Annotated in this window: 17 protein-coding genes; 6 read left to right on the top strand and 11 right to left on the bottom strand. The window is 38.9% G+C overall.

The features are described from left to right. Window positions 1-34: 34 nt before the first annotated feature. The 6 genes from JO178_RS11335 (at window position 35) to JO178_RS11310 (ending at window position 10,606) form a co-directional block, all read left to right on the top strand. A complete protein-coding gene (locus JO178_RS11335; protein ID WP_291935456.1) occupies window positions 35-2,437 on the top strand; it encodes an endo-beta-N-acetylglucosaminidase H in 2,403 nt (800 codons plus the stop codon). A 121-nt stretch (window positions 2,438-2,558) separates the two neighbouring features. Further along, entirely contained in the window at window positions 2,559-3,419 is an 861-nt protein-coding gene (locus JO178_RS11330) for an ROK family protein (RefSeq protein WP_291935454.1), read from the top strand. Between the two features lie 16 nt (window positions 3,420-3,435). Further along, window positions 3,436-5,718 carry a GH92 family glycosyl hydrolase gene (locus tag JO178_RS11325; protein ID WP_291935453.1) on the top strand — a complete coding sequence of 761 codons (2,283 nt, stop codon included), beginning with the start codon at window positions 3,436-3,438 and terminating at the stop codon, window positions 5,716-5,718. Window positions 5,719-5,742: 24 nt separating this feature from the next. After that, window positions 5,743-6,240 (top strand): phosphoheptose isomerase, encoded by a 498-nt coding sequence (locus tag JO178_RS11320; RefSeq protein ID WP_291935451.1) that lies wholly within the window; start codon window positions 5,743-5,745, stop codon window positions 6,238-6,240. A 224-nt stretch (window positions 6,241-6,464) separates the two neighbouring features. Further along, a complete protein-coding gene (locus JO178_RS11315) occupies window positions 6,465-8,573 on the top strand; it encodes a glycoside hydrolase family 97 protein (protein ID WP_291935449.1) in 2,109 nt (702 codons plus the stop codon). Beyond that, window positions 8,573-10,606, top strand: coding sequence for a glycoside hydrolase family 65 protein (locus JO178_RS11310; RefSeq protein WP_291935447.1), 2,034 nt, complete (start codon window positions 8,573-8,575; stop codon window positions 10,604-10,606). Before JO178_RS11315 ends, JO178_RS11310 begins: the two co-directional genes overlap by 1 nt. 85 nt (window positions 10,607-10,691) lie before the next feature. Here JO178_RS11310 and JO178_RS11305 read toward each other — a convergent pair whose 3' ends face one another. The 11 genes from JO178_RS11305 to JO178_RS11255 form a co-directional block, all read right to left on the bottom strand. Beyond that, window positions 10,692-12,056 carry a sugar porter family MFS transporter gene (locus JO178_RS11305; RefSeq protein ID WP_291935445.1) on the bottom strand — a complete coding sequence of 455 codons (1,365 nt, stop codon included), beginning with the start codon at window positions 12,054-12,056 and terminating at the stop codon, window positions 10,692-10,694. After that, a complete protein-coding gene (locus JO178_RS11300) occupies window positions 12,041-13,816 on the bottom strand; it encodes a class I mannose-6-phosphate isomerase (protein WP_291935443.1) in 1,776 nt (591 codons plus the stop codon). Before JO178_RS11300 ends, JO178_RS11305 begins: the two co-directional genes overlap by 16 nt. Window positions 13,817-13,826: 10 nt before the next feature. Further along, window positions 13,827-14,768: an ROK family protein gene (locus JO178_RS11295; protein WP_291935441.1), complete on the bottom strand. Its 942-nt coding sequence runs from the start codon at window positions 14,766-14,768 to the stop codon at window positions 13,827-13,829. A gap of 67 nt (window positions 14,769-14,835) precedes the next feature. Next, window positions 14,836-18,165: a glycoside hydrolase family 38 C-terminal domain-containing protein gene (locus tag JO178_RS11290; RefSeq protein ID WP_291935439.1), complete on the bottom strand. Its 3,330-nt coding sequence runs from the start codon at window positions 18,163-18,165 to the stop codon at window positions 14,836-14,838. A gap of 64 nt (window positions 18,166-18,229) precedes the next feature. After that, window positions 18,230-18,991, bottom strand: coding sequence for a GntR family transcriptional regulator (locus JO178_RS11285; protein WP_291935438.1), 762 nt, complete (start codon window positions 18,989-18,991; stop codon window positions 18,230-18,232). Between the two features lie 73 nt (window positions 18,992-19,064). Next, window positions 19,065-19,892 (bottom strand): hypothetical protein, encoded by an 828-nt coding sequence (locus JO178_RS11280; protein ID WP_291935436.1) that lies wholly within the window; start codon window positions 19,890-19,892, stop codon window positions 19,065-19,067. A gap of 241 nt (window positions 19,893-20,133) precedes the next feature. Next, on the bottom strand, window positions 20,134-22,818 hold the full coding sequence (locus JO178_RS11275) for a TonB-dependent receptor (protein WP_291935434.1): 2,685 nt from the start codon (window positions 22,816-22,818) through the stop codon (window positions 20,134-20,136). 68 nt (window positions 22,819-22,886) lie between these two features. Next, complete coding sequence (locus JO178_RS11270) at window positions 22,887-23,246, bottom strand: hypothetical protein (RefSeq protein ID WP_291935433.1); 360 nt, start codon at window positions 23,244-23,246, stop codon at window positions 22,887-22,889. A 19-nt stretch (window positions 23,247-23,265) separates the two neighbouring features. Then, window positions 23,266-23,889, bottom strand: coding sequence for a hypothetical protein (locus tag JO178_RS11265; RefSeq protein ID WP_291935431.1), 624 nt, complete (start codon window positions 23,887-23,889; stop codon window positions 23,266-23,268). 78 nt (window positions 23,890-23,967) lie between these two features. Then, window positions 23,968-24,654: a response regulator transcription factor gene (locus JO178_RS11260; RefSeq protein ID WP_002982671.1), complete on the bottom strand. Its 687-nt coding sequence runs from the start codon at window positions 24,652-24,654 to the stop codon at window positions 23,968-23,970. 87 nt (window positions 24,655-24,741) lie between these two features. Further along, complete coding sequence (locus JO178_RS11255; protein WP_291935429.1) at window positions 24,742-26,280, bottom strand: HAMP domain-containing sensor histidine kinase; 1,539 nt, start codon at window positions 26,278-26,280, stop codon at window positions 24,742-24,744. Window positions 26,281-26,286: the final 6 nt, after the last annotated feature.

The following is a 26,286-nucleotide window of genomic DNA, read 5'->3' as shown; positions in this document are numbered from 1 at the left end:
CCAAACACCAAAAAAACCTCAAAAAAGTTATACAATGAAAAAAAAATCTCTTTTTATTACACTGATGGCAGCCATGCTTCAGTCGGGTTCTCTACTCACTGCACAACAGCTTAATAATCCGGTAGGAATATGCTATGTGGAAGTGAATAACAACAATATGCTGAATGCAGGGTCCTATACTTTGCAGAGCAGCGGTAAACAGCTTTTTGATGTCGCTATTATTTTTGCCGCCAACATCAATTATGATACTTCCAAAAACAGGGCGTATATCTCCAGTAATAATAATGTTACCAAAGTACTGAATGATGTAAACACTTATGTGAAACCCCTGCAACAAAAAGGAATCAAGGTTTTGCTTGATCTCTTAGGAAATCACCAGGGAGCCGGAATATCCAATTTCCCGAACAGAGAAGCAGCAAAAGATTTTGCACTACAGATTGCCAATACCGTGTATACCTACGGGTTGGATGGCGTTGATCTGGATGACGAATATGCAGATTACGGAAATAACGGGACGGGACAGCCGAACAGCAGCTCTTTCGTAATGTTGCTGCAGGAACTTAAAGCAGCAATGCCTGATAAGCTCATCACATTCTATTATCTGGGCCCTGCGACTTCAAGACAGAGCTATAACGGAGATCAGGCCGGAAATTATATTGACTACAGCTGGAATGCCTATTACGGAACCTACAGCGCTCCAAGTGTACCCCCACTTACTAAAGCCAAACTTTCCGCTGCCGCAACCTGGATCAATAATACCTCTACTTCCACATTATCCACATTGGCAACGAATTCAAAAAATGACGGCTATGGAGTCTTTATGTGGTATGATCTGCCCGGAACCAATATGGCCAGCTATTTAAGTACAGGGTCCAATATCCTTTATAATCAGAATACACAGCTTACCGGACAGCTCTATTCATGGACGCAGGGTGCAACCTGTGATCCGCCATTGGGACTGGGAGTAAGTAACCTTACTACAAATTCAGCTACCTTAAACTGGACTTCCACTGGTTCCCAAACCTATAATATTGATTATAAACCGGTGGGTTCAACCACATGGACTAATGTTGCCAGTAATTATTCCGGAAACAATATCGCAGTCAGTAACCTGACCATGAATACGGATTATGACTGGAGAATACAATCTAACTGCTCTTCAACATCAAAAAGTACCTATCTGTTTGCTCCGAGATTTAGTTTAGGAAACGGATGTGGAACCCCGTCAAACCTGAGTGCCACCAATACTCTCGGAACTACGGCTAAATTAAACTGGGATACCGTAGCAAGCGCTTCTTCCTATACGTTACAATATAAAACCGCCGCAGCTACAACCTGGACTACCGTTCCTACTATTTCAACGAATACGTATACCCTTCAGAATCTGACAGCCAATACCAACTATGTTTGGAAAATACAATCCGTATGCGGAGGAACAACCACCAGTGCCTATTCAGCAGATACTCCCTTCAACAGCGGAAATACCCCTGTAACAAGCCCTGGCCCGAGATCGCTGTCCTTCAACGGAAGCACTCAGTACCTGAATGCAGGGCAATTTAATCTTAGCGGAAATGCGTTAACTTTCGAAGGCTGGGTAAAAGTAAGTGCTTTCAAAACCGCATTCCCTTATATCTCATCCATTATCGGAATTGAAGTGGCAGATAATAATTCAGCGATATTGAGACTAGGTGATGCTAATCTTGCTAATAATAAACTGCAGTTTACGTTAAGCTTCGGTTCTAATCAGGTTAAACTCAACGGAAACACAGCACTTGCAGCCAACACATGGTATCATATAGCAGCCACTTATGACGGAGCAGCTATGAAACTCTATGTCAATGGTAATCTTGATGCAAGTACTACGGCTACAGGTAATTTTACGGCAAACGGAATTCTTTATATGGCGAGAAATTATGATAATTCCCGCACCCTGAACGGTTCAATGGATGAGTTCAGAGTCTGGAAGAAAGCATTAACCGCTCAGGAAGTCCTTGCTAATAAGTGCAGTGTAGCACCGGGATCAGCCAGTCTTGAAGCCAACTGGAAAATGGATGACGGAAGCGGAACAGGTGCTGTAGATGCCACTTCTAATACACACAATGCCACACTAATAAGTATGACAGATACCAACTGGAAAACAGAAGTACCTTGTCCGTCTTCTTTATCCGTAAAATCAGTAAATGCGAACAGCAAACAGGAAAGTGCGGTTTATCCGAACCCGGTTAAAAGAGGTGCTGATATCAGTTTCAGAATTGATGACAGCTCTGCCAGTGAAATAGCTGTATATGACGGTTCCGGAGCATTATCTAAAAAACAAAATATTAATCAAAATAATAATAGGATGAATACACAGGATTTACCTTCTGGTAACTATCTTTACAAAATTACTTCAAAAGAGGGTAGAGTATTATCATCAGGTAAAATCATAGTGAATTAAATATGCCGGATAACAGGATATTATCCCCGGAATAAAATTGAATAGTAAACAGACAGACAAGTATGAATTCTTGTTTGTCTGTTTTTCAGTAAAAAAACTAGGAAGTTAATACAGTAAAATAATGCAAAATATACTAGGAATAGATATCGGCGGATCACATATTACCTTAGCTCAGGTAGATTCCGGGAAAAAAGAAATTATTTCTTCGACATACGTAAGGGAGCATGTGAATTCTTTTGATAACAGAGAGGTTATCTTTTCAGCATGGGTTTCGGCGGTGGAAAAAGCAGCATATAATCTTGGGAAAGATAAGCTTTTAATAGGAATTGCCATGCCCGGTCCCTTTGATTATGAAAACGGAATATCTCTGATGCTGCACGGAAAATTTATCGATATCTATCAGGTAAACATTAAAGAAGAACTGGCTGAAAGATTATCCGTCTCTCAGCATCAGATCCATTTTGTAAATGATGCTGCTGCCTTCATGGAAGGAGAAATATTCGGAGGATGTGTTCAGGATTTTAAAAAAGTTTTCGGAATCACTCTTGGAACAGGCCTTGGAACCACTTTTTATAACGGAGATTTCGCCACTGATGAAGATCTTTGGGATTCACCATTTAAAAACTCTATTGCTGAAGATTATCTTGCAACGCGCTGGTTTGTTAATTATTATAAAGAATTAACCGGCGAACTGATCTCAGGAACGAAAGATCTGCTGGATAAACCCATCGAAATTCAAACCAGAATCTTTGATGAATATGCAGATTCTTTTTCAGAATTTGTCATGAAATATGTAAGTCATTATGAACCCGAAGTCCTGGTGATTGGAGGCAATATTGCGAAAGCATATCCTTATTTTGAAAAACGCTTCACCCAGAATTTAGAAAAGAATAATATAAATCTGCCGGTTAAAATTTCTGCTATTTTTGAAGATGCAGCCATTTTAGGAGCAGCCAGTTATGCTTTGAAAAAGATTAAATAAATAATAAAACAATACGATGAAGTCGCTATTTTCTTCTTTCTTTATAGTACTGCAGTTCTGTGCATTCGGCCAGAATGTATCCCCTGTAGATTATGTAAATCCGTTAATGGGAACCCAGTCTAAACCTTCTTTATCCAACGGGAATACCTATCCGGCAGTCGGACTTCCGTGGGGAATGAATATCTGGACTCCGCAGACGGGTAAAATGGGTGACGGATGGGCCTATACCTATGATGCGGATAAAATAAAAGGTTTTAAACAAACCCATCAGCCCTCTCCGTGGATGAATGATTACGGTGCTTTTACCATTATGCCGGGTGTGGGAAAATTAAAATTTAAAGAAGAGGACAGAGCGAGCTGGTTCAGTCATAAAGCGGAAGTTTCAACTCCTTATTTCTACAGTGTCTATCTTGCTGATATTAATGTGACTACTGAGCTGACTCCCACAGAGAGAGCTTCTTATTTTAAGTTTGATTTTCCCAAAACAGATAGCGCTTATGTAGTAATTGATGCCCTGAACAAAGGCTCCTATATTAAAATTCTTCCTAAAGAAAGAAAAATTTTAGGATATACAACAAGATATTCAACCGGGAAATATGAAAACTTTAAAAACTATTTCGTCATCCAGTTTGATAAAGATTTTGAGCTGACCAAAGGATGGAAAGATGATCAGTTTGTGAATAGCCAGCTGGAAATAACCAGCGATCATGCAGGAGCTGTTGTAGGATTTAAGCTAAAGAATAAAGAATCGGTATATGCAAAAGTAGCCTCTTCATTTATTAGTGTTGAACAGGCTGAACTGAACCTTAAAAGAGAAATCGGTGACAAAAATTTTGAACAGGTAAAAACCGATGCTAAAAATATCTGGAATAAAACATTAGGGAAAATAGAGGTAAAAGGAGGTACGGACCAGCAAATGAGAACGTTCTATTCCTCCCTGTACAGGACTCTGTTCTTTCCGCAAAAATTATATGAAATTGATGCCCAGAATACCATAAAACACTGGAGCCCCTATAATGGTAAGGTGCTGAACGGGAGAATGTTTGCCGGAACCGGATTCTGGGACACTTTCCGTGCATTATACCCTTTCCTGAATCTGGTATATCCAAGCATCAATGTTGAAATGCAGGAAGGGCTCGCCAATGCTTACAAAGAAGGTGGATTTCTGCCGGAATGGAGCAGCCCCGGATATTCTGATATCATGATAGGAAACAACTCTGCTTCCGTAGTGGCAGATGCCTATATCAAAGGACTTCGAGGATATGATACGGAAACTCTTTGGCAGGCCGTAAAACACGGGGCGAATCATGAGGGCCCGATAGAAGCCGTTGGACGTGCAGGAGTAGAATATTACAATACATTAGGATATGTACCCTATGATGTGAAAATTAATGAAAATGCTGCCAGAACCCTGGAATATGCCTATGATGATTTTTCGATTTATCAACTGGGGAAAGCATTGGGAAAGCCCGCTTCAGAAATTGATATTTATAAGAAAAGAGCTTACAATTACAAAAACGTATTTGACAGGGAAACAGGATTGATGCGTGGCCGGAATAAAGACGGTAGCTTCCAGAAACCTTTCAACCCATTCAAATGGGGAGATGCTTTTACAGAAGGAAACAGCTGGCATTATACGTGGTCTGTTTTCCAGGATATCAACGGTCTTGCAGAACTGATGGGAGGTAAAAAGAAATTTGAAGCTAAACTGGATGAGGTGTTCTCACTGCCGCCTGTGTTTGACGACAGCTATTATGGCAGTGTAATCCATGAAATCAGAGAGATGCAGATCATGAATATGGGCCAGTATGCTCATGGTAACCAGCCTATCCAGCATATGATTTATCTGTACAACTATGCGGGTTCTCCTTATAAAACACAATATTGGGTAAGACAGGTCATGAATAAATTATATCAGGCTACTCCTGATGGATATTGTGGAGATGAAGATAACGGACAGACCTCCGCATGGTATATTTTCTCTGCATTAGGATTTTATCCGGTAACACCGGCAACAGATCAGTATGTTTTAGGAGCGCCACTTTTCAAAGAGGCCACTATTCACCTTGAAAATGGTAAAAAAATTGAAATCAAAGCTCCGGAAAACACTCAGGATAATCTTTATGTACAATCATTACAGGTAAACCAGAAGCCTTATTCCAAAAGCTGGCTGAGCCATACAGAATTGATGAAAGGCAGTGTTCTGGATTTTAAAATGAATAGTAAACCGAATAAAGAAAGAGGATCCGAGGAAAAAGATTTTCCATATTCAATGTCAAAAGAAGAATCAAAAAAATAAATTTTAACCTACAAATACAACTGTATGAGTACAGAAAAAACAGAAATATTCGATAGAGTAGAGAAAATACTGGCAACACAAGGTTTCAGTATTGCAGCAAAAGATGATACAAGACCATGGGGCGGCTTTTTTGTGATTGATGAAAATCAGGCGCAGGATTTTGCCAATCAGTATTTTGATGGGATTGATGTTGATAGTTTAAGGATTGGAGGGAAATTAAGTCCTAAAATTCTTATCGTTGCTCCGGAAGCAAGATTAAGCTGGCAATATCACCACAGAAGAGCCGAAATCTGGCAGGTGGTGGAAGGTAGCGTAGGAATTAAAAGAAGCAATACCGATGAAGAAGGAGAACTGAAAGAATATCATCCGGCAGATCAGGTAAAACTTCAGCAGGGAGAAAGACACAGGCTGATTGGTCTGGACGGCTGGGGTGTGGTTGCTGAAATCTGGCAGCATACTGATGCTTCTAATCCTTCTGATGAAGATGATATCGTTCGCGTACAGGATGATTTCGGCAGATAATTAAAATAAAAACATATTCATTTCTTCCCTTCAAAAGAAGAAGAAGGGAAGAAATGTAATGTGAATGTCAAGGGTGAAAATACTTCTTTTCAGTTTCTGTATTTCTTACATAGTCTTTTCTATAAGACTGAATTTCAGAATGATATGGAAATCCGTGTTTTTAGCTCTCATCTTTTCCGGATGAACTGAAACTCTTTGTTTAAACAACTAAATAACTGAAGATCATGATAAAAAATATGCTGTGCCTTTATATGTCTGTTGTATTCGGGCTAATGGTTGATGCACAATTACTTGAATCCCCCAATGCCAAATTAAAACTGAATTTTAAAATGGAAGAAGAAAGTCCTTATTATGGCCTTGAGTATAAAGGAAAAACAATATTAAAGGACAGTAAACTTGGATTTATTCTGAAGCCTTCCACGTCCTATTTTTCCGGATTTACAGTGACAAATATTACCTATACTTCTGAAAATAATACATGGAAAACCGTTTGGGGCCCCAATAGGGAAGTGGCTAATCATTATAATGAGATGCTCGTTCATCTGGTGCAAAATAAAACTGGGTGGAAACTTGACGTCCGGTTCAGACTTTTTGATGACGGATTGGGATTCCGGTATGAATTCCCGGTTCAGCCCGAGCTAAGACATTTTACGATCAGCAACGAGCTTACCTCTTTTAATCTTGGAAAAGATTATAAATCTTTCTGGATTCCCGCAGATTATGATACCAATGAATTTCCGGTAACCACTTCCAGATTATCCGAAGTTTCAGGGCTGATTGATGAGGTGAGAAAAGAACCACTTGCTGCTAAAGCTCCAAGTACCGGACTTGCCGTACAGACTCCGTTGATGCTGAAGTCTCAGGATGGAATTTATATTAACATTCATGAAGCCGCTTTGATTAATTTTCCGGCAATGAGCCTGAATCTGGATGAGAAAAATTTCATTTTATCTTCTAACCTGACACCCGATAAAAACGGAGAAAGAGGGTTTATCCAAACCGGTTCCGTAAGTCCCTGGCGTACAATGATTATCAGTGATGATGCCAGAGATATATTGGCTTCCAATCTGATTGTAAATCTTAATGAGCCCAGTAAAATAGAAGATACTTCCTGGATCAAACCTACCAAATATATCGGAGTATGGTGGGAATACTTTACAGGCGGCGGATCTACATGGGCCTATTCGGATTATCAGGATATCAGAATCGGAGAAACAGATTATAAAACACTGAAACCAAACGGAAAACATGGTGCCAATACAAAACATGTAAAAGAATATATTGATTTTGCAGCAGCCAACGGATTTGATGCTGTTCTGGTAGAAGGATGGAATGAAGGATGGGAAGATAATCAGGCCTACAGAAAAGAACATATTTACAGTTTTATCAAGGCATATCCCGACTTTGATGTAAAAGAACTTCAGGAATATGCAAAAAACAAACACGTAAAAATCATTATGCATCATGAAACTACCTCTTCAGCTGTAGACTATGAGCGGCAATTGAAAGACGCGTTCAGATTTATGAAAGATAACGGATATGATGCCGTAAAAACAGGTTATGTAGGTCCTATTATTCCTCGAAGTGAATATCATGACGGGCAATGGATGGTAAATCATTATAAATATGTTGCCGAAACAGCTGCTCAGTATCAGATTATGGTAGACTCCCATGAAGCCGTACGACCTACCGGACTGCACAGAACCTATCCCAACTGGATTGCACAGGAATCTGCCAGAGGAACAGAATTTGAGTCTTTCAACGGCAACAAACCGGACCATACTACTATTTTACCATTTACAAGGCTGATCGGCGGACCAATGGATTATACCCCCGGAATATTTGAAGGTGATCTTTCCGTTTATGGAAATAATAAAGCAAAATTAAGCACAACACTCACCAAGCAGCTGGCTCTTTATATTACCATGTACAGCCCGCTTCAGATGGCGGCTGATCTGATTGAGAATTACAAAAAATATCCGGATGCCTTCCAGTTTATCAAAGATGTGGCAGTAGACTGGGATTCATCTTATATTCTGGAAGCAGAACCCGGAGATTATATTACCATCGCAAGAAAAGCAAAAAATAAAAATGAATGGTTTGTAGGCGGTATTACTGATGAAAACCCAAGAGAAGCAAGCGTAGATTTATCATTTCTACCTAAAGGACAGAAGTTTCAAGCTGTTATCTACAAAGACGGGAAAAATGCCAGTTGGAATCATGATCCGAAAAATTATGAAATTGTCCGCCAGCAGATAAAATCCAACGAAAAACTAAAAATAAAACTGGCTCCGGGTGGAGGGTTTGCCATCAGTATAAAACCTGTAAAGTAATGAAAAAAAGACTGGCTGTAACGATTTTATATACCTGTTTCTTTGGATTTTGTGCAGCACAGGATCCCTGGATCATCAGGTCTGAGAAGATCAATCCGAATGTATATACCGGTGTTACCGTTTCAAATGGAATGATCGGGATGATTTCGTCACCAGAACCTCTGAAAGCAGGAAATGCTATTCTTGCCGGAGTTTACGATCAGTACGGACGGGGACGAACCAGTAATTTTCTTTCCAATTTTAATGTGCTGGATTTTAATTTATATATTGACTGGAAGCAGGTTAACCAGAAAAATGTCTCCAACTATACCCAGGAAATCAATTTTAAAACAGCTGTTTTTTCGGGAACTTTTGATTATGGAGATCAGGCTTCTGTAGAATATCAATATGTGGCATTAAGGCATCTCCCGAATAATGTAATGCTTACCGTAACTATTCATCCTAAAAAAGATCTGACATTCGTTGCAGAAAGTAATCTTAAAACCCCACAGGGATTTTTACCTTCTCAACAAAATTATAATGAAGTGAGCCCTCCGCATGCTACCATACCTCTTCTGACCTCCGTTGCTAAAAGTCCGACAGGAGCTCTTACAATGGCAGCGAGTACAACATTTGTATTTCCTGAAGAACAATACAGCCAGCCAAAGGTTTCTCATGAAATCAGAGACAGTGATGCACACCTTATGAAGTTTGTCAGAAAATTAAAAGCATCAGAAACCTATACCTTCTCCCTGATTGGCTCAATGGTATCATCGTCTCAGGTTCATGATCCGTACAATACAGCCGAAAGACTGAGTATCTACGCTAATTTGCAAAATCCGGAGCAGCTCTATAAAAAACATGAAGCAGAATGGCAGAACCTATGGAAGGGAGATATTGAAATAGAAGGGGATCCACAGGCACAACAGGATGTTCACAATATGTTATATCATCTGTATTCTTTTTCAAGAGAAGGTTCCGATTACTCACTCTCACCAGTAGGCTTAAGCGGCACCGGTTACAACGGGCATATTTTCTGGGACACAGAAATGTTTATGTTCAAACCCTTAGTGTTTTTTCATCCGGAAACGGCAAAAGGACTGATCAATTACCGTTTTAATCGCATAAAAGCTGCGGAAACCAACGCAAGAATGCATGGCTACAAAGGCGCCATGTTTCCATGGGAAAGTGCTGTTTCGGGAGAAGAAGAAACACCGGTCTGGGCATTATCGGGAACGTACGAACATCATATCACCGGAGATGTGGCTTTTGCCGCATGGTACTATTATCTCATGACTAAAGATACACATTGGCTCAGAGATAAAGGCTGGCCTATTTTAAGTAAAACTGCCGAATTCTGGCAGTCCCGTGTAGAAAAAGAAGGAAAGGAGTACCACATTAAAAACGTAGTAGCAGCTGATGAATGGGCTGAGAATGTAGATAACAATGCCTATACCAATGCTATAGCAAAACAAAATCTTAAGTGGGCCAATGCAGCAGCCGGAGTCCTGAATATTCCGTTCAATAAAAAATGGGACGAAATAGCGGAAAACCTCATTTTTACTAAGCTTGAAAATGGAGTGACAAAAGAACATGATACTTATAAAGGGGCAGACATTAAGCAGGCTGATGTCAATTTACTGGCTTATCCGCTGAATGTTATCCAGGATAAAGATCAGATCCGAAAAGATTTACAGTACTATCAGGAACGTATACCCAATAGGAAAGCTCCGGCAATGACCAAAGCTATTTTTGCTTTATTATACAGCAGGCTGGGAGAGGGCAGGCAAGCATATAAATGGTTTAAAGAATCTTATGAACCTAATCTTTTGCCCCCGTTCAGGGTGTTGGCTGAAACAGAAGAAGGAGATAATCCTTATTTTATAACGGGCGCAGGAGGAGTCTTACAGGCAGTGATGATGGGTTTTGCAGGCATAGATATGGATGAAAAAGGTTCTTTAAAAGCTGCAAAAACAGCTTTGCCCCCGCATTGGAAAAAAGTGACTGTTAAAGGAATCGGTCCCGGAAATTTGACATTCTCCAACAGCCGGTAGTCTTTTATTTTGTATCCGGCTGTATTTATATTCCGGCCACAATTCTGTGAATCCCGGTTATTCATGCGTTCGTGACCCGATCATTTTAACCATGCCTGTTTTTTTTCCACCCTTTTTCAATTTCTTCAAGTGTTTTTCCTTTGGTTTCAGGAATCATCTTCCATACAAATATGAATGTGAGTACAGCAATAGCCATATACATCCAGAATGTACCGGCATTCCCTACAGACCCTATAAGAATGGGAAAGGTCTGAGATACCAGAAATACAGAAAGCCATAGAAAAAAAGTAGCTACAGACATCGCCGTTGCACGTGCTTTTGCAGGGAAAATTTCTGCAATAACAACAAATGTTAGCGGTCCCAATGACATGGCAAAGGAGGCAATATACCCCAGGATCGCCACAAGAACAAGATAACCCTGCTGTCGGGTATGGAAAGCAAAACCTACAATAAACAGGCAGATTGTCATTCCGGAAACTCCCAGAAGAAGCAGTTTCTTTCTTCCCCAGTGGTCCACATATCTGATAGCTACAAAAGTAAAGATGAGGTTGATAATGCCTACCAGAATAGTTTGCATAAATGCAGAATCGGAACCTACACCTGTTGATTTGAAAATTTCAGGCGCATAATACATAATCGCATTGATTCCTGTTATCTGTGAAAATACAGCGAGTAAAATGCCAATGATCAGGGGTTGCTTAAATTGAGTCTCTTTTACTTCAGCAAAAGAAAAAGGCATTTCGTCTTTCAGCAATTCATTAATAGATTCCAGTTCCTGCTTAGCTTTTTCAGTTCCGTTAATGTGACGGAGAATCTCCAGTGCCTCTGCATTTCGTCGTTGCCCGGCGAGCCATCGTGGACTTTCAGGTACAGAGAGCAGTAACAAAACAAAAATTACTGAGGGAATAATTCCTGACCCGAACATCCATCGCCAGCCTGTGGATATATTCCAGTTTTCATTATGAATTCCGGCGATATAAGCATTCACAAAATAAATGATTAGAATTCCTGTGACGATTCCCAGCTGAAAAATAGAGATCAGGCGCCCCCGAATAGCAGCAGGTGCCATTTCTGAAATATACATAGGAGAAAGCATGGATGCGATTCCGATTCCCATGCCGCCGATGATACGAAAAATAACAAAGATCCAAAGATCCTGTGCTATTGCGGTACCTACAGATGAAATGGTAAATAATACAGCGGAAAGCATCAATACTCTTTTACGTCCTACAGCATCGCTTAGTTTTCCGGAGTACATCGCTCCGGCAATACAACCCAGTAATGCACAGGAAGCTATCCAGCCGGTCATCACATCAGAAAGATGATAATAGGTTTTCATAAAACCAATAGCTCCCGAAATAACAGCAGTATCATACCCGAATAATAAACCACCTACAGAGGCTACCAATGTGGCTTTGTAAACAATATTGGAATTTATACTTTCTTGCATACTGTTTGTTTTAAAACTTTCTCTGCAATCATATCCGTACGGATACTTGCTTTTATGGTTACACATTCTTGACCGGTACTTTCACCATAAGGAGTGATGGTGTATGTTCCTATATGAGCTGGAACAATAAAAGTTTCGGCGTAATGAATAATATAAGGCTCGAAACTACCATCAGGGCTCTCTACCATAATTTCTCTGCCTTCTACCAAATTTAATACATTAACAACTCCTTCCGTATGATGAATTACTTTTTTTGTAAACCAATGTCTGCGGGTTTCTATAAATGACATTGCATCCAGGCCGGTACGTTCTTCTCTCCAGCCGTCCCCAGAGGCTACAGGCTCTGTAAGGCTAAGTATATTTTCTTTTGTCCATGAAGTCGTTCGGTCCCACTGGATTACATTTTTACCATGTTCCAATGAAATGGGCCTCGGTTTTCCGTCAAGTCCCATTCGGTTCCAGTCCCAAAGTTTAAAGGTAAAAATATAGGGAGTTGCACTAATTTCCAAAACTACAGCATCAGCTCCTGAACAATGTATGGTACCTGCCGGAATGGATACATGATCATGTTTCCGAACGGGCCATTTTTGTACATATTGTTCTGCATCAAAGGGAATTTCGCTGTTTTGTGCCTCTGCAAGGTCTTTCATCATTGCTTCAGGGGCAATATTTTCTTTCAGTCCGAGATAGACAAAGGATCCTTCTTTTGCATCCAGCATATAGTAGCTCTCATCCTGAGTATAAGTCATCCCAAATTTTTCCTTTATATATTCTTTTAGCGGATGTACCTGTAGACTCAGATTACCGCCTTCCATGGTATCCAGGAAATCAAAACGGATCGGAAATTCGTCTCCAAAACCTTCATACACTTTTTTACCCAGTAATGCTTCGGGCCGGAAGAATACCAGATTGATCGAAGGAATTTCCATTATCTTATCTCCAAAACCTAATAGCAAACTATTCTCTTCAGGCACACAGTCGAAACCCCATGCATAGTTGGGACGGTTTCTGTCTAAATCACAAACTTCTTTTAACCATTGTCCGCCCCATGGTCCCGGATCAAAAAACGGAACAACTCTGAATGGACGCTGCACAGTTCTCTCAAGCGCCTCAAATAGAGTTTTTATACCAATCATTTTAGGATCATTAGGTGTGGTGGTATCCAGTACCCATTGGCAGGAGTTAAGGATTTGTTTTTTATAGCGGTCACTTACGCGCCAGTCTACAAAATAGGCATGTTTGTATCGATAGGCAAAAGAGTCTGTTAAATTGGATTTCCCCAGATTACAGGCTGTATGATTACGAAACCGCATCTGAATTTCCCAACGGGGCATATCCGCATAAACGGAAAGGTCTGAATGCTCAGAAATTAAAGTGGCTCCGGGACCTATAATGACTGTACAGCCTTTCGTATTATTTATCTTTTTTCTGACAGAGGCTATCCGGGAAACGTCAAAATAATCCGCCAGCTCCAATGGAGTAATAAAACCAAATACAGGATCATCAGTAACATAACTCTGTACCATAACAGCGATTTCGTCTTCAGATTTCATGGCTTCTGAAGTATCAATGATCAGGTCAGGTTGTAATAATTTCTGGACCGAATTTCTGATTTCTTCTAAAAATACTCCGGGATAACATTCGATTGTGATGGTTTCGGGGGTATTTTTTTTTAATTGTTTTGCAATATCTTCCCAGCCGGTGATGCAGGAGTGTCCTTGTATCTTAACGATAGGGTGTTTATTAAAATTTGATTTCATTATTTTATGTTTATGAATTACCTGTAAGATGTGCTATACCTAATAAAGCTGCTGTGCCGGGAAATTTTCCTTTTTCAATATGTACTTTCCCCCACGGGGTCCACGCATGAGCTTCTGTCTGTTGTCTGATATAAGGAATAATCTGGGAACTGCTGGCAAGAATTCCTCCCGTAAGCACGAGAATTTCCGGATCATAAGCATGAATGAGATTAATCGCACATGCAGACCATGCCTGTAAACTTTGATTCCGAATCTGTAAAGCCGCCTCATCTCCCTCCTGAGCCAGCTGAAAGACCAGTTCATAGTCAATTACAGAGGCCTTAGCCAGCCGACTCTCTGCAAAAACTTTATTTGATTTTGCTATAGTTTCAAGATTCCAGGTAGAGGCTTCGGTTTCTACACAGCCCCTGCCGCCGCAATTACATGAATTTCCTTTATAATTGATAATGGAATGTCCGCCCAATATGCCGGCAGTGAAATGTTTACCCCTTAGCAATTGACCTTCTATTATTGCCGCACTTCCGACCCCTGTTCCTAATGTCATAAGTACAGCATGATCACAATTTTTTGCATTCCCGTATTTCCATTCTCCCAATAAGGCAGAGCGGGCATCATTTTCCATAAAAAAGGGCAGATTAAAAGTGTGCAGACACCAGTTTTCAAGATCAGTTTCCGGAGCATCTTCAAATTTTTTGTCGATAGAAAGAATTCTTTTCTGAATGCTGTCTACAATTCCGGGAGAAGCAATTCCAAGCCCTGCAATTTCATCCAGAGATAGTTTTTCCCTCACTAATAAATCTTCTATATTTTTTTGGATAAGCGGCAGTTTTTTTCTGAGTCCGTTGCCGGAATCTGCATCAATAGAAATAGAGGAAAGAATATTATCACCTTGTACAATACCTATTTTAATTTTGGTTCCGCCCATATCTATGGCAATTACTGGTTTTGACATCTTTTACGTTGATTATATTAGAGTGTAGTCCGATTATGAAAGTTTAAAGTTTCTAGGTTTCTAATGGCTAAGGAATTATTTTGATTTCTACCACGTCCATTCCGGATAAACTAAAATTTTCGTTTGGAGCTAAACTTTTTCCGGTTTTTACAAAAATCAGCTGCGAAGGTTTAAGTTGTTCCCACAAGAAAGAAGAGATCTGTTCACTTTCGTCAGGATTATAAAGTCTGATCAGAAAACTCTGATCTTCCTGTGGTGTCACACTGGTTACCACAATTTTATCGTTATTCATGCGGAAAAGGCTTCCTTTTGTGAACGTTTTTTCTTTGACCGGGACAGCAATAAGAGGCTGGGTAAAGGCTGATGCATATTTTTCATTTTCAATAGGATTAAAAGAGCCGTGAGGGCGAAGGGCGTAGCGATAGTGTACGGGTCCTTCCTGATCCGCTTTATAGTTGGTATGCCAGTAATTATTCATAGCATAGCTGAACCAGCTGGTTGTGCCGGGAGTTCCTTTATCTTTCCATTTTTTATGGCTGTTATCAATTGCCATTCTTTCATCAATCATTTCACCGGCTTCGATTAATGGCGTTTCCAGCATCATCCACTGCATTCCTTTCTCTCCGAAAGAAGCATCTACCCATCTGCGGCTGTACCAGTAATCCATATTGGATCCCGGAAGCTGATCTGTAAGATATTTCATCGTACCATAACCTGCATCTACCGTGATATTTTTGAATTCGGTATTAAAAGGAAAACCAAAATGTATAGATTCTTTTGTACGGACAGGCTTTTTATCAACAATATTTTCAATAGAAATTTCATCACTATCTGTCAGTAATGTAATGATGCGTTCCAGTTTTTTGGCTCCGGGAGCCTCTGATACTAATGAAATTTTAGCCATGAGAGGTCCGTTTTCCAATATTTTTACCTGTATATCAGAATTGGATATGGCTTCTTTAGGATTGGTTCCCGGAACATACCAGTAACTGTTTAGCCCCTGATTATTGAAGTTTCCAGCATAGTTTGTGGTATTGTTATTTGTAAAATGAGTAATACTTCCTGTTTTGGAATCCCAGGTCACCGTCACTTTTCCATTGGAAATGGTACTGGAGGTTATGGAAAAAGGATTTTGAACCGTCATTTTATTTTCAACCACAGTATAAGCCGAAGAACCCAATGGCGGAATATTCTTCGCAAAGAAAATCAGGGTTCCGTCCCGGAGTCTTTGTAAAGGAACTATTTTTCCTGAAACATCCCGAACTGCATGACCTGATGTTATTCCCGGAATGGTAACAATGCCGGTTCTTATCCAGGATGAAGTATTATAAACAGCAATTGTTTGAGAAGACTGATCAGTAATAGGCTGTAATAATTCTTGTTCCAGTTGATCTGCAAGAGTACTTCCGTCAAGAGAAAACTGTTTTTTTACCTGCCATTGATCCTTCACAAACGGAAGGTCAGGAGCAGTGATACTGTTGAATGCTCCCCATGTATGTTCATGAAATAAAATGACATTTCTCCATGCCTTATAAAAACGTTGTGCATCATACTGACGGGGGTTCAGCATGGAATAGAGGGTAGTCAGTTGCTGTAGTTTTAAACTGCTGTTTCTGTTTATTCCCTCTTCTTTAGCAGTAGACATTGCTCCGTCTTCCCAGTGAGGGCTGATATCTCCTTTTACTACAGGAATCTGATCGCCATATTTTTTTTCAAATACTTCAAACATTTTTTCATTGGTACTGAGTATGATTTTCGGGGATTCATATTTTTTATTCCATTCATCTACAAATCTGGAGACTGTAGGATCTATAGGGCCGTTATCTGCAACAATATTATATCGCCATTGTACCATATCATATGGATAATTGGTATTGGTAAGGTCTTCAAGATATTCAGCAATCTTTTTCTGTCCGTTATCAAATACATCTCCGGGATGTACCCCATGCCATGAAGAATATCCTCTTCCTGCTGTCCAGAATAATATTTTTTCTTTTCCCGAAGGCGATTGCCACCAGACCGGCTTATCCCCCCAGCTTTTTACAAAATTTCCTACACGGTCTCCTAAATAGGGGTTCGTTTTTCCCAGATAATTAGGCCCGCTTGAAAAATATTTTACACCGGATGAAGCCAGTGCCGGAACCAACGACCATGCAAAACCCGGAACGTCAGACATCATAGCACTATTGATTTTAAAACCGAATTCCTTCTCTAGTTTTTGAGCATATTCTGTGTAATGGAAGAGCTCTTCCGGCTGGCTAAGTCCTGTCAGAATATTACCGTACATTGCCGAAAGCCCGATACCGCCTTCTTTTACTGCTTTGGCAAAAGCCTTTTTATCTTCCGGACTTGCCTTCTGCATAAAATTTTCCACATCCCAGAGTGCTTCTACATTCCATTTAAAGCGTGCTTCTTCAGGTAAATTCTTTGTTTTCTCAATCATGGTGAGCGCATCATAAATATTCTGAGTATGTATTTTTTCTACTTCTGCCTGTAGATGAGAATACCCCACATCGGTATGAGAATGATGAATAAAATACAACGTACGCGGAACTACGGCTCCCGCCTGAATGGTTTTACGGTAAAGTTCTTTTTTTCCTGAGGTGACAATCAGTTCTGCATGACCTCCCTTTGGTGAAAGAGAAACCGGAATATCAAAGGTTTTAATACCATCAGGCATTGTAAAAGAAAAGCTGTCTTTATGGTCTATTGTTGCCGTTATCTGCTGGTCCGGGCCAAAATGTAAAGTAGTAAGGGTAAGAAGCCGTTTACCGTCTTTTAGTAAAAAAGGAGTAGATTGTGCCTCTATCTTTTCCTGAAAGGTAAATTTATAAGTCATCATCCAGTCCCTGCTATTTTGATCCTGACCCACTATCTTCAGTCGAAGAGGTTTTCCGGGAGATACCTTATTAACAGGAACTCTCAAATAGGCAATACCGTAAGAATCTTTCAGCCCGTCTGTTTTCGTTTGATGAAAAACAAAGGCAGTACTGTCTGCTGCCTTAGATACCCAGTCGGGATGTTGATTGGCGGGATAGGTGGTAAGTGTTAGGGTTTTCTGATCATTGATGTATAAATCAAAATTACGGGGGCCTCCACTGGTTCCTGATGAGTGAGACATCAGCCAGTTAAAGTATACATATGAGCCTGTATTTTTTTGTGGTAGCGGAGCTGTTTCCCATTCAATAGTTTTAGTGCCATCTGTTGTACGGGTCAGCAAAGCACGGGTCGCATGATCGGGAAAAGCAGAGAAATAATCTATATTCTCACCACTTATTTCACGATAATAACCGTTGGTTGCCTGTATGTTCCCAAAATAAGGAACCTTTTTCTGAGCATATACAAAATTGCCTGTCATCAAAAAAGACATAAGCAACACAAAATACCTGTTATACATGGGTTTCATTTTTAAAGTTTATATGTTGGAATGTTTGAACATATTAAATGATAAAAAAACAATATTAAATCTCCGAAGATTTATTAATGTCGATAGTATAAGTAAATTTATCTGAGCGATAGAAGCCAACATTATATTCTACAGGTTTACCATTGATATCATACACAAAACGCTCACGCTTCAGTACAGGAAAAGTAGCTGAAACCTTTAATTTTTTACCTATTACACTACCGGCCTGACATGCACTGATGTTTTCACGGGAACGATGAACGATTACTCCATGCTTTTCCTGTAGCATACTATACAACGGCATATTGAAGTCATCATTTTTATTAACATCGATTCTCGGATGAAAATAACTTTCAAAATAAACAATCGGATCTCCGGAATCTTCTCCTTTTAGTTTCGATAGCTTAAAAACCTTTTTATCGGGGAGGCAATTAAAGAAATTGCAAATCTTTTCATTCGGTTCTTCAAGGGCCGTTTTTAATAACTGATTGACAACATGAATTCCCTTTTCCTGCATTTCCCGGGTAAAACTGTACCAGTGATCCAGCCCGGTTACCAGACTTTTCTTCTCGGCAACTCGTGTTCCGATACCCTTTTTACGAATGATCAACCCTTCATGTTCCAGTTTATTGGTAGCCTGACGGATTGTATTTCGTGAAACGCCCCACAAATTCGCAAGATCCACTTCTTTAGGTAATAGCGCTCCTTTTTTATAGGCTTCCATTTTAATTAGCTTACGGAAAAGTTCTTCAACCTGTACATGCAGAGGAAGTTTGCTATTATGATCAATTGTGAATTCCTGAGTGAGTATGTTCATACATATGTTTGATGCGAAGATAGTAAAATTTTAATTTGAATTGCTTTTTTTTAAATAAAATTAATAACACTACTTAATTATTCTGAAAAAACGGAATATTATAATTCGTTAGTAAAAATATAAGTTCGTGATCCTTTAAGCCCTCTGTATTGAGAGACCGATTTTTAAGAATATCTAAAATAAAATGACCGGAATAGCTGGTGCATGAAAAAATAAGTTCCAGAATTTTAGTCTCAGCCAGATCTTCTTTTCTTTGTTTAGCTGCTAATAAGAGAATAAGAAGTTGTTCATAAGGATAACTATTCTGATCATAATTCTGTCTGATGAAAGAGGTGATGTTTATCAGGTATTTCTTAAAAGCCAGATTCCATTCTGTTTTTTTGATGTATTCCAGACAGAAACTCAGCTTAAGCAGGATTTTACAACAGTTATGAAATTCTTTTAAAGACAGATTTTTTTTACTCAGGCTGGTTTTCAGATAGTAAGTGAAAATGTTCACTATAAGGGTAATACATTCATGATGAATGTATTTTTGGTAATGTACATCATGAGGATTTCTGTCAAGATGACGTATAAGAGCATAGCTGAAGATTTCCAGTAGCGTTTCGGTTTCATCTTTAGAGCTGGCAATAATATGCAGGGTATATCTGTAGATCTGATCGTCTATATCCTCTAATATTTTATTACTGTCAATGCCGATATAATGATGATAATGTAAATAAGAGACCAGCCAGCCAAAACCTGTAATTCCTCTCTCAAAACTGTAATCGTCCAGATCAGAAAGAGTACCGGCAAGAGTACAGAGAAAGTCTTCTCCCTTCTTAAACTGAGATTTTTCATTGTTTAAAAATAAACGTAAAGTGCTTATTGATAATTTGTTATTGGTTAATTCTGAGTTCATTAGAGTAAGATATAAATTAATTACTGGAAAAAAGAATAGAACGGATATTGGGTTTTGAGCCTGAATAGGCATTACAAACATATTTAATATCAATTGATATTAAAAGAGTTCGTTCACTAGATTTACGAAATACATAGCTTGTTTTATAAATTTATAGGATTATTTTCTGTTTTCAGAAAAGAGAGCACTAAAAAAACAGCACCAATCTGATGCTGTTTTATTTTTTGATATATATATATATTTAGAATGTCACATCCAGCCCTACATAGAAATTAGCCTTCATAATAGGAGCATATACCATTCCGCCATCGAAATAATTTCCGAAAGGATTTCTAAAATCCACAATTGCATTTTTCTGGTAGTAAGAAGTGAGATTTTCTCCACCTACGTAAGCTCTAAGCTTTTTATTGAAATTCCTTGAGATCTGGGCATTCAATATTGCATAAGACTCCGAATACGCAGGCAGCTGAAACTCCGCAGGGTTACTTGATGTATCAGGAAGCCTTTGCTTTCCTACCCAGTTTAACGTGGTATCAAAGCTCCAGAATCCGCCATTGTCATTTTTATTCGTAGCATAGGCTAGGTTGACAAAACCTCTATGCTTTGCCATAAAAGGAATTTCTCTTCTTCCCCCGATATAGTCAGCCTGTACATCATAATATTTATAAGCCAGCCTTACATCAAAATTTTTAAAAGGGGTGAAATCCCACTGAGTCTGGAATGAATTGGCAAAAGATTTTCCCTCAAGGTTATAAAAGGTAAGTTGTTGAGGAGATTTGTCTAAATCTACCAATACCTGATTCTGGAAATCTGTTCTGAAAAAATCTGCAATAACCGTTGATTTTCTTCCGAAAAGTTTAAATTCCTGTTGTAAGCTTGCTCCGTAGTTCCATGCTATTTCAGGTTTTAAGCCATAGATATTTCCTCCGTTGGATATAATGTTAATCGCTCTGTTAGATGCAAAATACTGTTGGTTTTCCGCAAAAACATTAGCAGTCCGGAATCCTCTTCCTGCAGAAAGTCTTAAGATCGTCTGCGGCGTGAAATCATACTTGAAATTAAGTCTTGGAGTAAACTGAGTACCGGCCAGATTATGAAAATCGGCTCTTGCACCGGCTACTAAAGTATATTTTAATCCTGTTAAAGTATACTCAGCAAAAATACCGGGAACCATCTCATTTCTCTTCATATTATCTGTAAGATAAGTTTCTTCATAACCGTCATATAAGAAACTTGCACCGGCTTTGTATTTGTGGTTGGTATTTCCTATGATGCTTTCAAAGATTAAATTGGAATAATAGGTATGTTGTTTTCCATTATAATTTCTCAGGCCGAAAAAGCTATCCTGCTGATGGTAAACATATTGGTTCATCCATCCTATACTCTGATAAGGCTTTCCTTTGAAAACATAGCCTGTTTTGTTCCAAACCTGAAATCTTGAGATATCAATTCCTACACCATAGGCAGCTTGTTTATCCTGAGCCAGTTTCTTATCAAAACCTATTTGTCCGGCAGTTCTCTCATCTCTGATAAAATTGATTCCGAAATGAGATCCGAATCCTGATTTTTCCAGGTCGTTATAATTCAGGAGATAAGCTGCATTGATCTGAGTTCCCTTTGGTCTGTCAAGAAAACCGTCATCATTCATATCTGTATTTCCGAAAGTTCCGTTTCCATGGAGAAGGAAGGTTTGTGACCATTTATCATTAATAGAAGAAACACTGGTAATATTGGCTTCCGCTCTTCCGTTGAAATCAGCAAAAAGATTCAGTGAAGTTTCAGGAGTTTTCGCATTTTTCAAAAGCTCAGTATTGATTTGTCCTGTAATGCTTTCGTAGCCATTCGTTACAGTACTTCCTCCTTTAGTCAGCTGGATACTTTCAATCCATCTCCCGGGAATAAAGTTCAGCCCGTAAGCAGATGCCAGTCCTCTGATCTCAGGTAGTTGTTCTTTTGTCAGGCTGGTGTACTTCTGATCCAGTCCCAGCATTTTCAGCTGTTTTGTACCGGTTACCGCATTACTGAAAGAAACATCTACCGTTGCATTGGTTTCAAAACTTTCAGATAAATTACAGCATGCTGCTTTTAACAATTCTTTTTTATCAATATTAAAAACAAGGCCTGCTTCTTTTTTGCTTACAGAAGTAGCTGCTTTAGATCCCGTTACCACAACTCCGTCAATATTTTTTTCATGCTGGCTGTGAGACTGATCAGACGGAGCGGAATGTTCTTCATGTTTTGTTCCCTCTTCAGCGTGTACATTAGGATTAGCTTCACCAAAAGGAGTCTCTCTGTCGTACAGGCAACATCCCGGAAGGTTTTTGTATACGGCGTCAGACGCTTTATACTTTTCGTTGTCATGGCCTGCATCAGCGATCTTTTTTAAAATTTTATCCGATGAGGTTTTTGAAGGGTCAAAATTCAGCACAACGGTCTGTTTTTCTGCATTCCATTCTGCAAGATCTGCTCCTGCATCCTGCGCTGCCTTTTCAATTCGGGCTTTACATGATTCACAGTTTCCTTTTACATAAAACTCATTCTCTTTCTTGTGAGAATGCTGATCCTGAGTATCTGCAGGAGTAGGGGTTTGCTGAAGATTCCTGTCATAGTGGCAACACCCCGGAAGTCCTCCATAGGCAGCATCAGGAGCTTTATATTTCTCATTATCATGACCGGCATCTGCCACTTTCTTTAAGATATCATCTGTAGAAATATTGCGGCCCGGCTCTATTGTTAATGTTTGAAGATCAATAGAGTATACTGCTGTTTTAGCACCTGCTTTTTTGGCAGCACCTTCTATTCTGGTTTTGCACATTTCACAGTTCCCCTTTACTTTGAACTGGTTTTTTGGAAGGCTCTGTGCAGATATAAATTGGGTAAATAGGAATAATGTACCAAGTATCAACCTGGAAATATATAATTTCATTTTGTTTAAAAGTTTAGATTACATTAAAAGATGGTTCATTAAATCATTTAATGAACAGACTATAGTAATTAACCTATTTTAGGCGGTTGCCAGATTTCCTTTAAACGATCTGAAAGATACGGATCTGAGTATTGAAACTGAGGATTCTTATTTGATTTATAATAAGACAGTTCCAGACGTAAATTTTTTGAAAAAGGAGTTTCTATAAAAGTATAGCAGGCGATACATGATGAACAGCAGTCATCATTACAGGACTTTGTGTGATCGTTTTTGCTGTCTTTTGTAGAAGAGTGGTTTTTACAGCAGTCCCTTTTTTTAGATTCTGCCTTACAGCATGTTTCCTGCATAGATTGTGCATAGAAAATATCTTTAGGAACTAAGAAAATTCCTAAACAAAAAACTATGGTTAGCAGGTGAAACAGCTTCATATCTGCAAAAATAAGAAATTTATGGCAAAGGATCACCAACTTTTACCGCGCAGTTATGCCAGGGCTCACCATGAGCCGGGTTTACAGAAGGTTTTTCTCCCATAGCCAGATTTTGTTCTGCCGGAGCGGGAACCGGTGGTGGCGGAGTCTGCACAATATTCGGTGACTGAACTGCAACCGGTTTACTGTTCAGAGGTTGTCCTACGGGAATATCACATCGATGACCGGATTGTCCGTGTGGAGGATTCATTCCGGGAGCCGTTTTTATTTGCCGGCCATTATTATCGATCGCTATTTTTCCGGGAGATACAGCATTAGGATCAACCTGAATGACATTATTATTCCCAACGCTGATATTCTGCGAAACGGGGTTTGAGGAGACGCTGTTTAAGGGCTGTCCTACGGGAATATCACACCGGTGTCCCGGTTGCCCGTGAGGAGGGTTCATTCCCGGAGTTGTTGCCATAGGAGTAGGGTTAGGATTGGATGCTATTCCTGCCTGATCCATTAAAGAGGCCTTAGGAGTATTGATTGTTGCTGCGGGCTGTGAATCTGCCTCTTTTATATATGTTGCTCTTTCATCCTTTTTACATGAAATGCTAAATGCCGCTAGGACGATTAAACCTATAAATGTATTCTTCATATCCTCTGGTATAAAACAAAATTAGCAAAACATTTTGAATTGTTTTGCTAATTTTACATGTATAGTGTAGTTTTAGGACTAATTTTTTACCAAAAGTCTAAATCCTTCTCCGTGTACGTTGATGATTTCCAATCCTTCGTCGTCTTTTAATAGTTTACGAAGTTTGGCAATATATACGTCCATACTTCTTGCCGTAAAGTAGTTTTCTTTCTTCCAGATTTTTCTTAATGCAAGATCTCTCGGCATGAAATCATTTCTATGAATGCAAAGAAGCTTTAATAATTCATTTTCTTTAGGAGATAATTTATATTCTTTATCTCCTACTTTTAATTGTCTCAACATAGAGTCAAAGAAAATATTACTGATTTTGAACTGTTCCTGCTCTTCATTTTCCAGGGTGGAGCTTCTCTGAAGAATTGCTTTGATTTTGTATAAAAGAAGTTCAGTATCAAATGGCTTTGTGATATAATCATCAGCTCCCAGCTGATATCCTTTCAGAATATCCTCTCTCATATTTCTTGCCGTAAGGAAGATAATCGGAGTGTTTTTATCAATTTTTTTCACGTCTTCAGCCAATGAAAACCCGTCTTTTTTAGGCATCATTACGTCAAATATGCAGATGTCGAATTCATTTTCTGTAAATTCTTTAAGTCCCTGCTCACCGTCTGTTGCAAGGGTAACTTCAAAATTATTGATCGTTAAATAATCTTTAAGCACCGCTCCGAAACTCTGATCGTCCTCTACTAATAATATTCTGTTGCTCATAATTTCAATAATTAAAAATTAATAATTAAGAATGAACTTTTTTCACTCTATCTTCTCTATTTTGTTATTTGATTTTTTACTTATTATTTAGCTCATTGGCAGCTTTATCGTAAACGTACTTCCTTTTCCTTTGTGAGAGTCTACGATAATCTGTCCTTTGTGCAATTCTACAATTTTTTTAACATAAGAAAGACCTAAGCCCTGTCCTTTTACATTATGTATATTTCCGGTTTCTTCTCTGAAGAATTTTTCGAAAATCTTTGTCTTATTTTGGGTTTCCATTCCCATTCCCTTATCCGAAACTTCAATAACATACCAGTGTCCCTCATTCCTTGTTTCTACATGAATTTCCGGTGCTTCGGGAGAATATTTATTGGCGTTGTCCAGTAAATTGACCAGCATGTTTGAGATATGGAACTCATCTATTTTAAATGTGTAATGAGTGGCATTAAACTTTTGAGTAAGCGAGCCGTTTCTCTGCTCTACAATCAGGTTGAAAGATTCAGTTGTTTTTTTGATCAGTTCCCTTACATTGGTTTCTTTCAGAAACAGATTGACTTCGTTTCTTTCCAGCTTAGACATATTGAGAACATTTTCTACCTGTTTCTTCATCCTCAGATTTTCCTGCTTAATCAGTTCCGAATAATATTTTACTTTATCAGGATTGGTGGCAATTTTATCATTTGCTAAAGAGTCTGTTGCTACAGAAATCGTTGCCAACGGAGTTTTAAATTCATGAGACATATTGTTGATAAAGTCGGTTTTTACTTCGGCAAGTTTTTTCTGTCTCATCATATAATTGATGGAAATAATATAAATTCCCAAAATCGTCAGCAGTGAAAGGAAAGTACCCAGCAACATCGGCCAGTTGTTCATAGCCAGTGAATATTCTTTTTTAGGAAATACCAGAGCAAGACTATATAAAGTACGGTCCTTTGTATCCGTAAAAAGAGGATATGTATAAGTACTGTTATCCTTTTTTTCTTTATAGGCCTTATTGGCAATACTGGTGAGCTTATTATTCTGATCTACAATTCCATACCCGAATTTTGCCGTGATTCCTTTTATTTTCAGTTCCTTGGCAATCACTGAATCCAAAATAACAGGATCCACTCTTTTAGCAATAGGGAGGTTATTTCCATATACCTTTACAAATTCTTTGATGGCATAATCCCCGTTCTCAATATCTTTATTAAGATCAGCTGTAAGAAGTTCCCGGTTGGTAGTATCTTTTTTGATCTTATAGGCTGCTTCATCAGTATATAATGTGGTCAGCTTCACAGAATCTCCTTTTTGAGAAATAGGAAGCTGAGTCTTTGAAATGATATTCTTAGAATAAATGATCTGTCTTTGAGTGCCGGAATCTTCCACCTGTTGAATAGTCGTTAAAGAAGGCTGGCTGCTGTTGGCAAGAATTGTATTTCTATTGTCTTTATTCAGGTATTTATCCGCTTCAATCTCTTCAATACTTTTTGAAGTGTTTTCCAGAACGGTATAGACTTTGTTCGAAAAATCCTGTTCTAACGCGCCGTAATAACCTTTCAGCCAATAAAATTGGAGCGTAACAAAGACAATCAGTGAGATTGTCATAAACACCGAAATTATTGGGATGAACTTATTATTCATTATCTA

The sequence above is a fragment of the Chryseobacterium sp. genome (genome assembly GCF_019236175.1).
GTDB lineage: Bacteria > Bacteroidota > Bacteroidia > Flavobacteriales > Weeksellaceae > Chryseobacterium.
The sequence above is the reverse complement of the archived record's forward strand: the minus strand, read 5'-3'. Positions and strand labels throughout refer to the sequence as shown.

Excerpts from the sequence above, each read along its gene's own strand:
- JO178_RS11335 (WP_291935456.1), top strand. The coding sequence starts at position 35 with ATGAAAAAAAAATCTCTTTTTATTACACTGATGGCAGCCATGCTTCAG.
- JO178_RS11330 (WP_291935454.1), top strand. The coding sequence starts at position 2,559 with ATGCAAAATATACTAGGAATAGATATCGGCGGATCACATATTACCTTA.
- JO178_RS11325 (WP_291935453.1), top strand. The coding sequence starts at position 3,436 with ATGAAGTCGCTATTTTCTTCTTTCTTTATAGTACTGCAGTTCTGTGCA.
- JO178_RS11320 (WP_291935451.1), top strand. The coding sequence starts at position 5,743 with ATGAGTACAGAAAAAACAGAAATATTCGATAGAGTAGAGAAAATACTG.
- JO178_RS11315 (WP_291935449.1), top strand. The coding sequence starts at position 6,465 with ATGATAAAAAATATGCTGTGCCTTTATATGTCTGTTGTATTCGGGCTA.
- JO178_RS11310 (WP_291935447.1), top strand. The coding sequence starts at position 8,573 with ATGAAAAAAAGACTGGCTGTAACGATTTTATATACCTGTTTCTTTGGA.
- JO178_RS11305 (WP_291935445.1), bottom strand. The coding sequence starts at position 12,056 with ATGCAAGAAAGTATAAATTCCAATATTGTTTACAAAGCCACATTGGTA.
- JO178_RS11300 (WP_291935443.1), bottom strand. The coding sequence starts at position 13,816 with ATGAAATCAAATTTTAATAAACACCCTATCGTTAAGATACAAGGACAC.
- JO178_RS11295 (WP_291935441.1), bottom strand. The coding sequence starts at position 14,768 with ATGTCAAAACCAGTAATTGCCATAGATATGGGCGGAACCAAAATTAAA.
- JO178_RS11290 (WP_291935439.1), bottom strand. The coding sequence starts at position 18,165 with ATGTATAACAGGTATTTTGTGTTGCTTATGTCTTTTTTGATGACAGGC.
- JO178_RS11285 (WP_291935438.1), bottom strand. The coding sequence starts at position 18,991 with ATGAACATACTCACTCAGGAATTCACAATTGATCATAATAGCAAACTT.
- JO178_RS11280 (WP_291935436.1), bottom strand. The coding sequence starts at position 19,892 with ATGAACTCAGAATTAACCAATAACAAATTATCAATAAGCACTTTACGT.
- JO178_RS11275 (WP_291935434.1), bottom strand. The coding sequence starts at position 22,818 with ATGAAATTATATATTTCCAGGTTGATACTTGGTACATTATTCCTATTT.
- JO178_RS11270 (WP_291935433.1), bottom strand. The coding sequence starts at position 23,246 with ATGAAGCTGTTTCACCTGCTAACCATAGTTTTTTGTTTAGGAATTTTC.
- JO178_RS11265 (WP_291935431.1), bottom strand. The coding sequence starts at position 23,889 with ATGAAGAATACATTTATAGGTTTAATCGTCCTAGCGGCATTTAGCATT.
- JO178_RS11260 (WP_002982671.1), bottom strand. The coding sequence starts at position 24,654 with ATGAGCAACAGAATATTATTAGTAGAGGACGATCAGAGTTTCGGAGCG.
- JO178_RS11255 (WP_291935429.1), bottom strand. The coding sequence starts at position 26,280 with ATGAATAATAAGTTCATCCCAATAATTTCGGTGTTTATGACAATCTCA.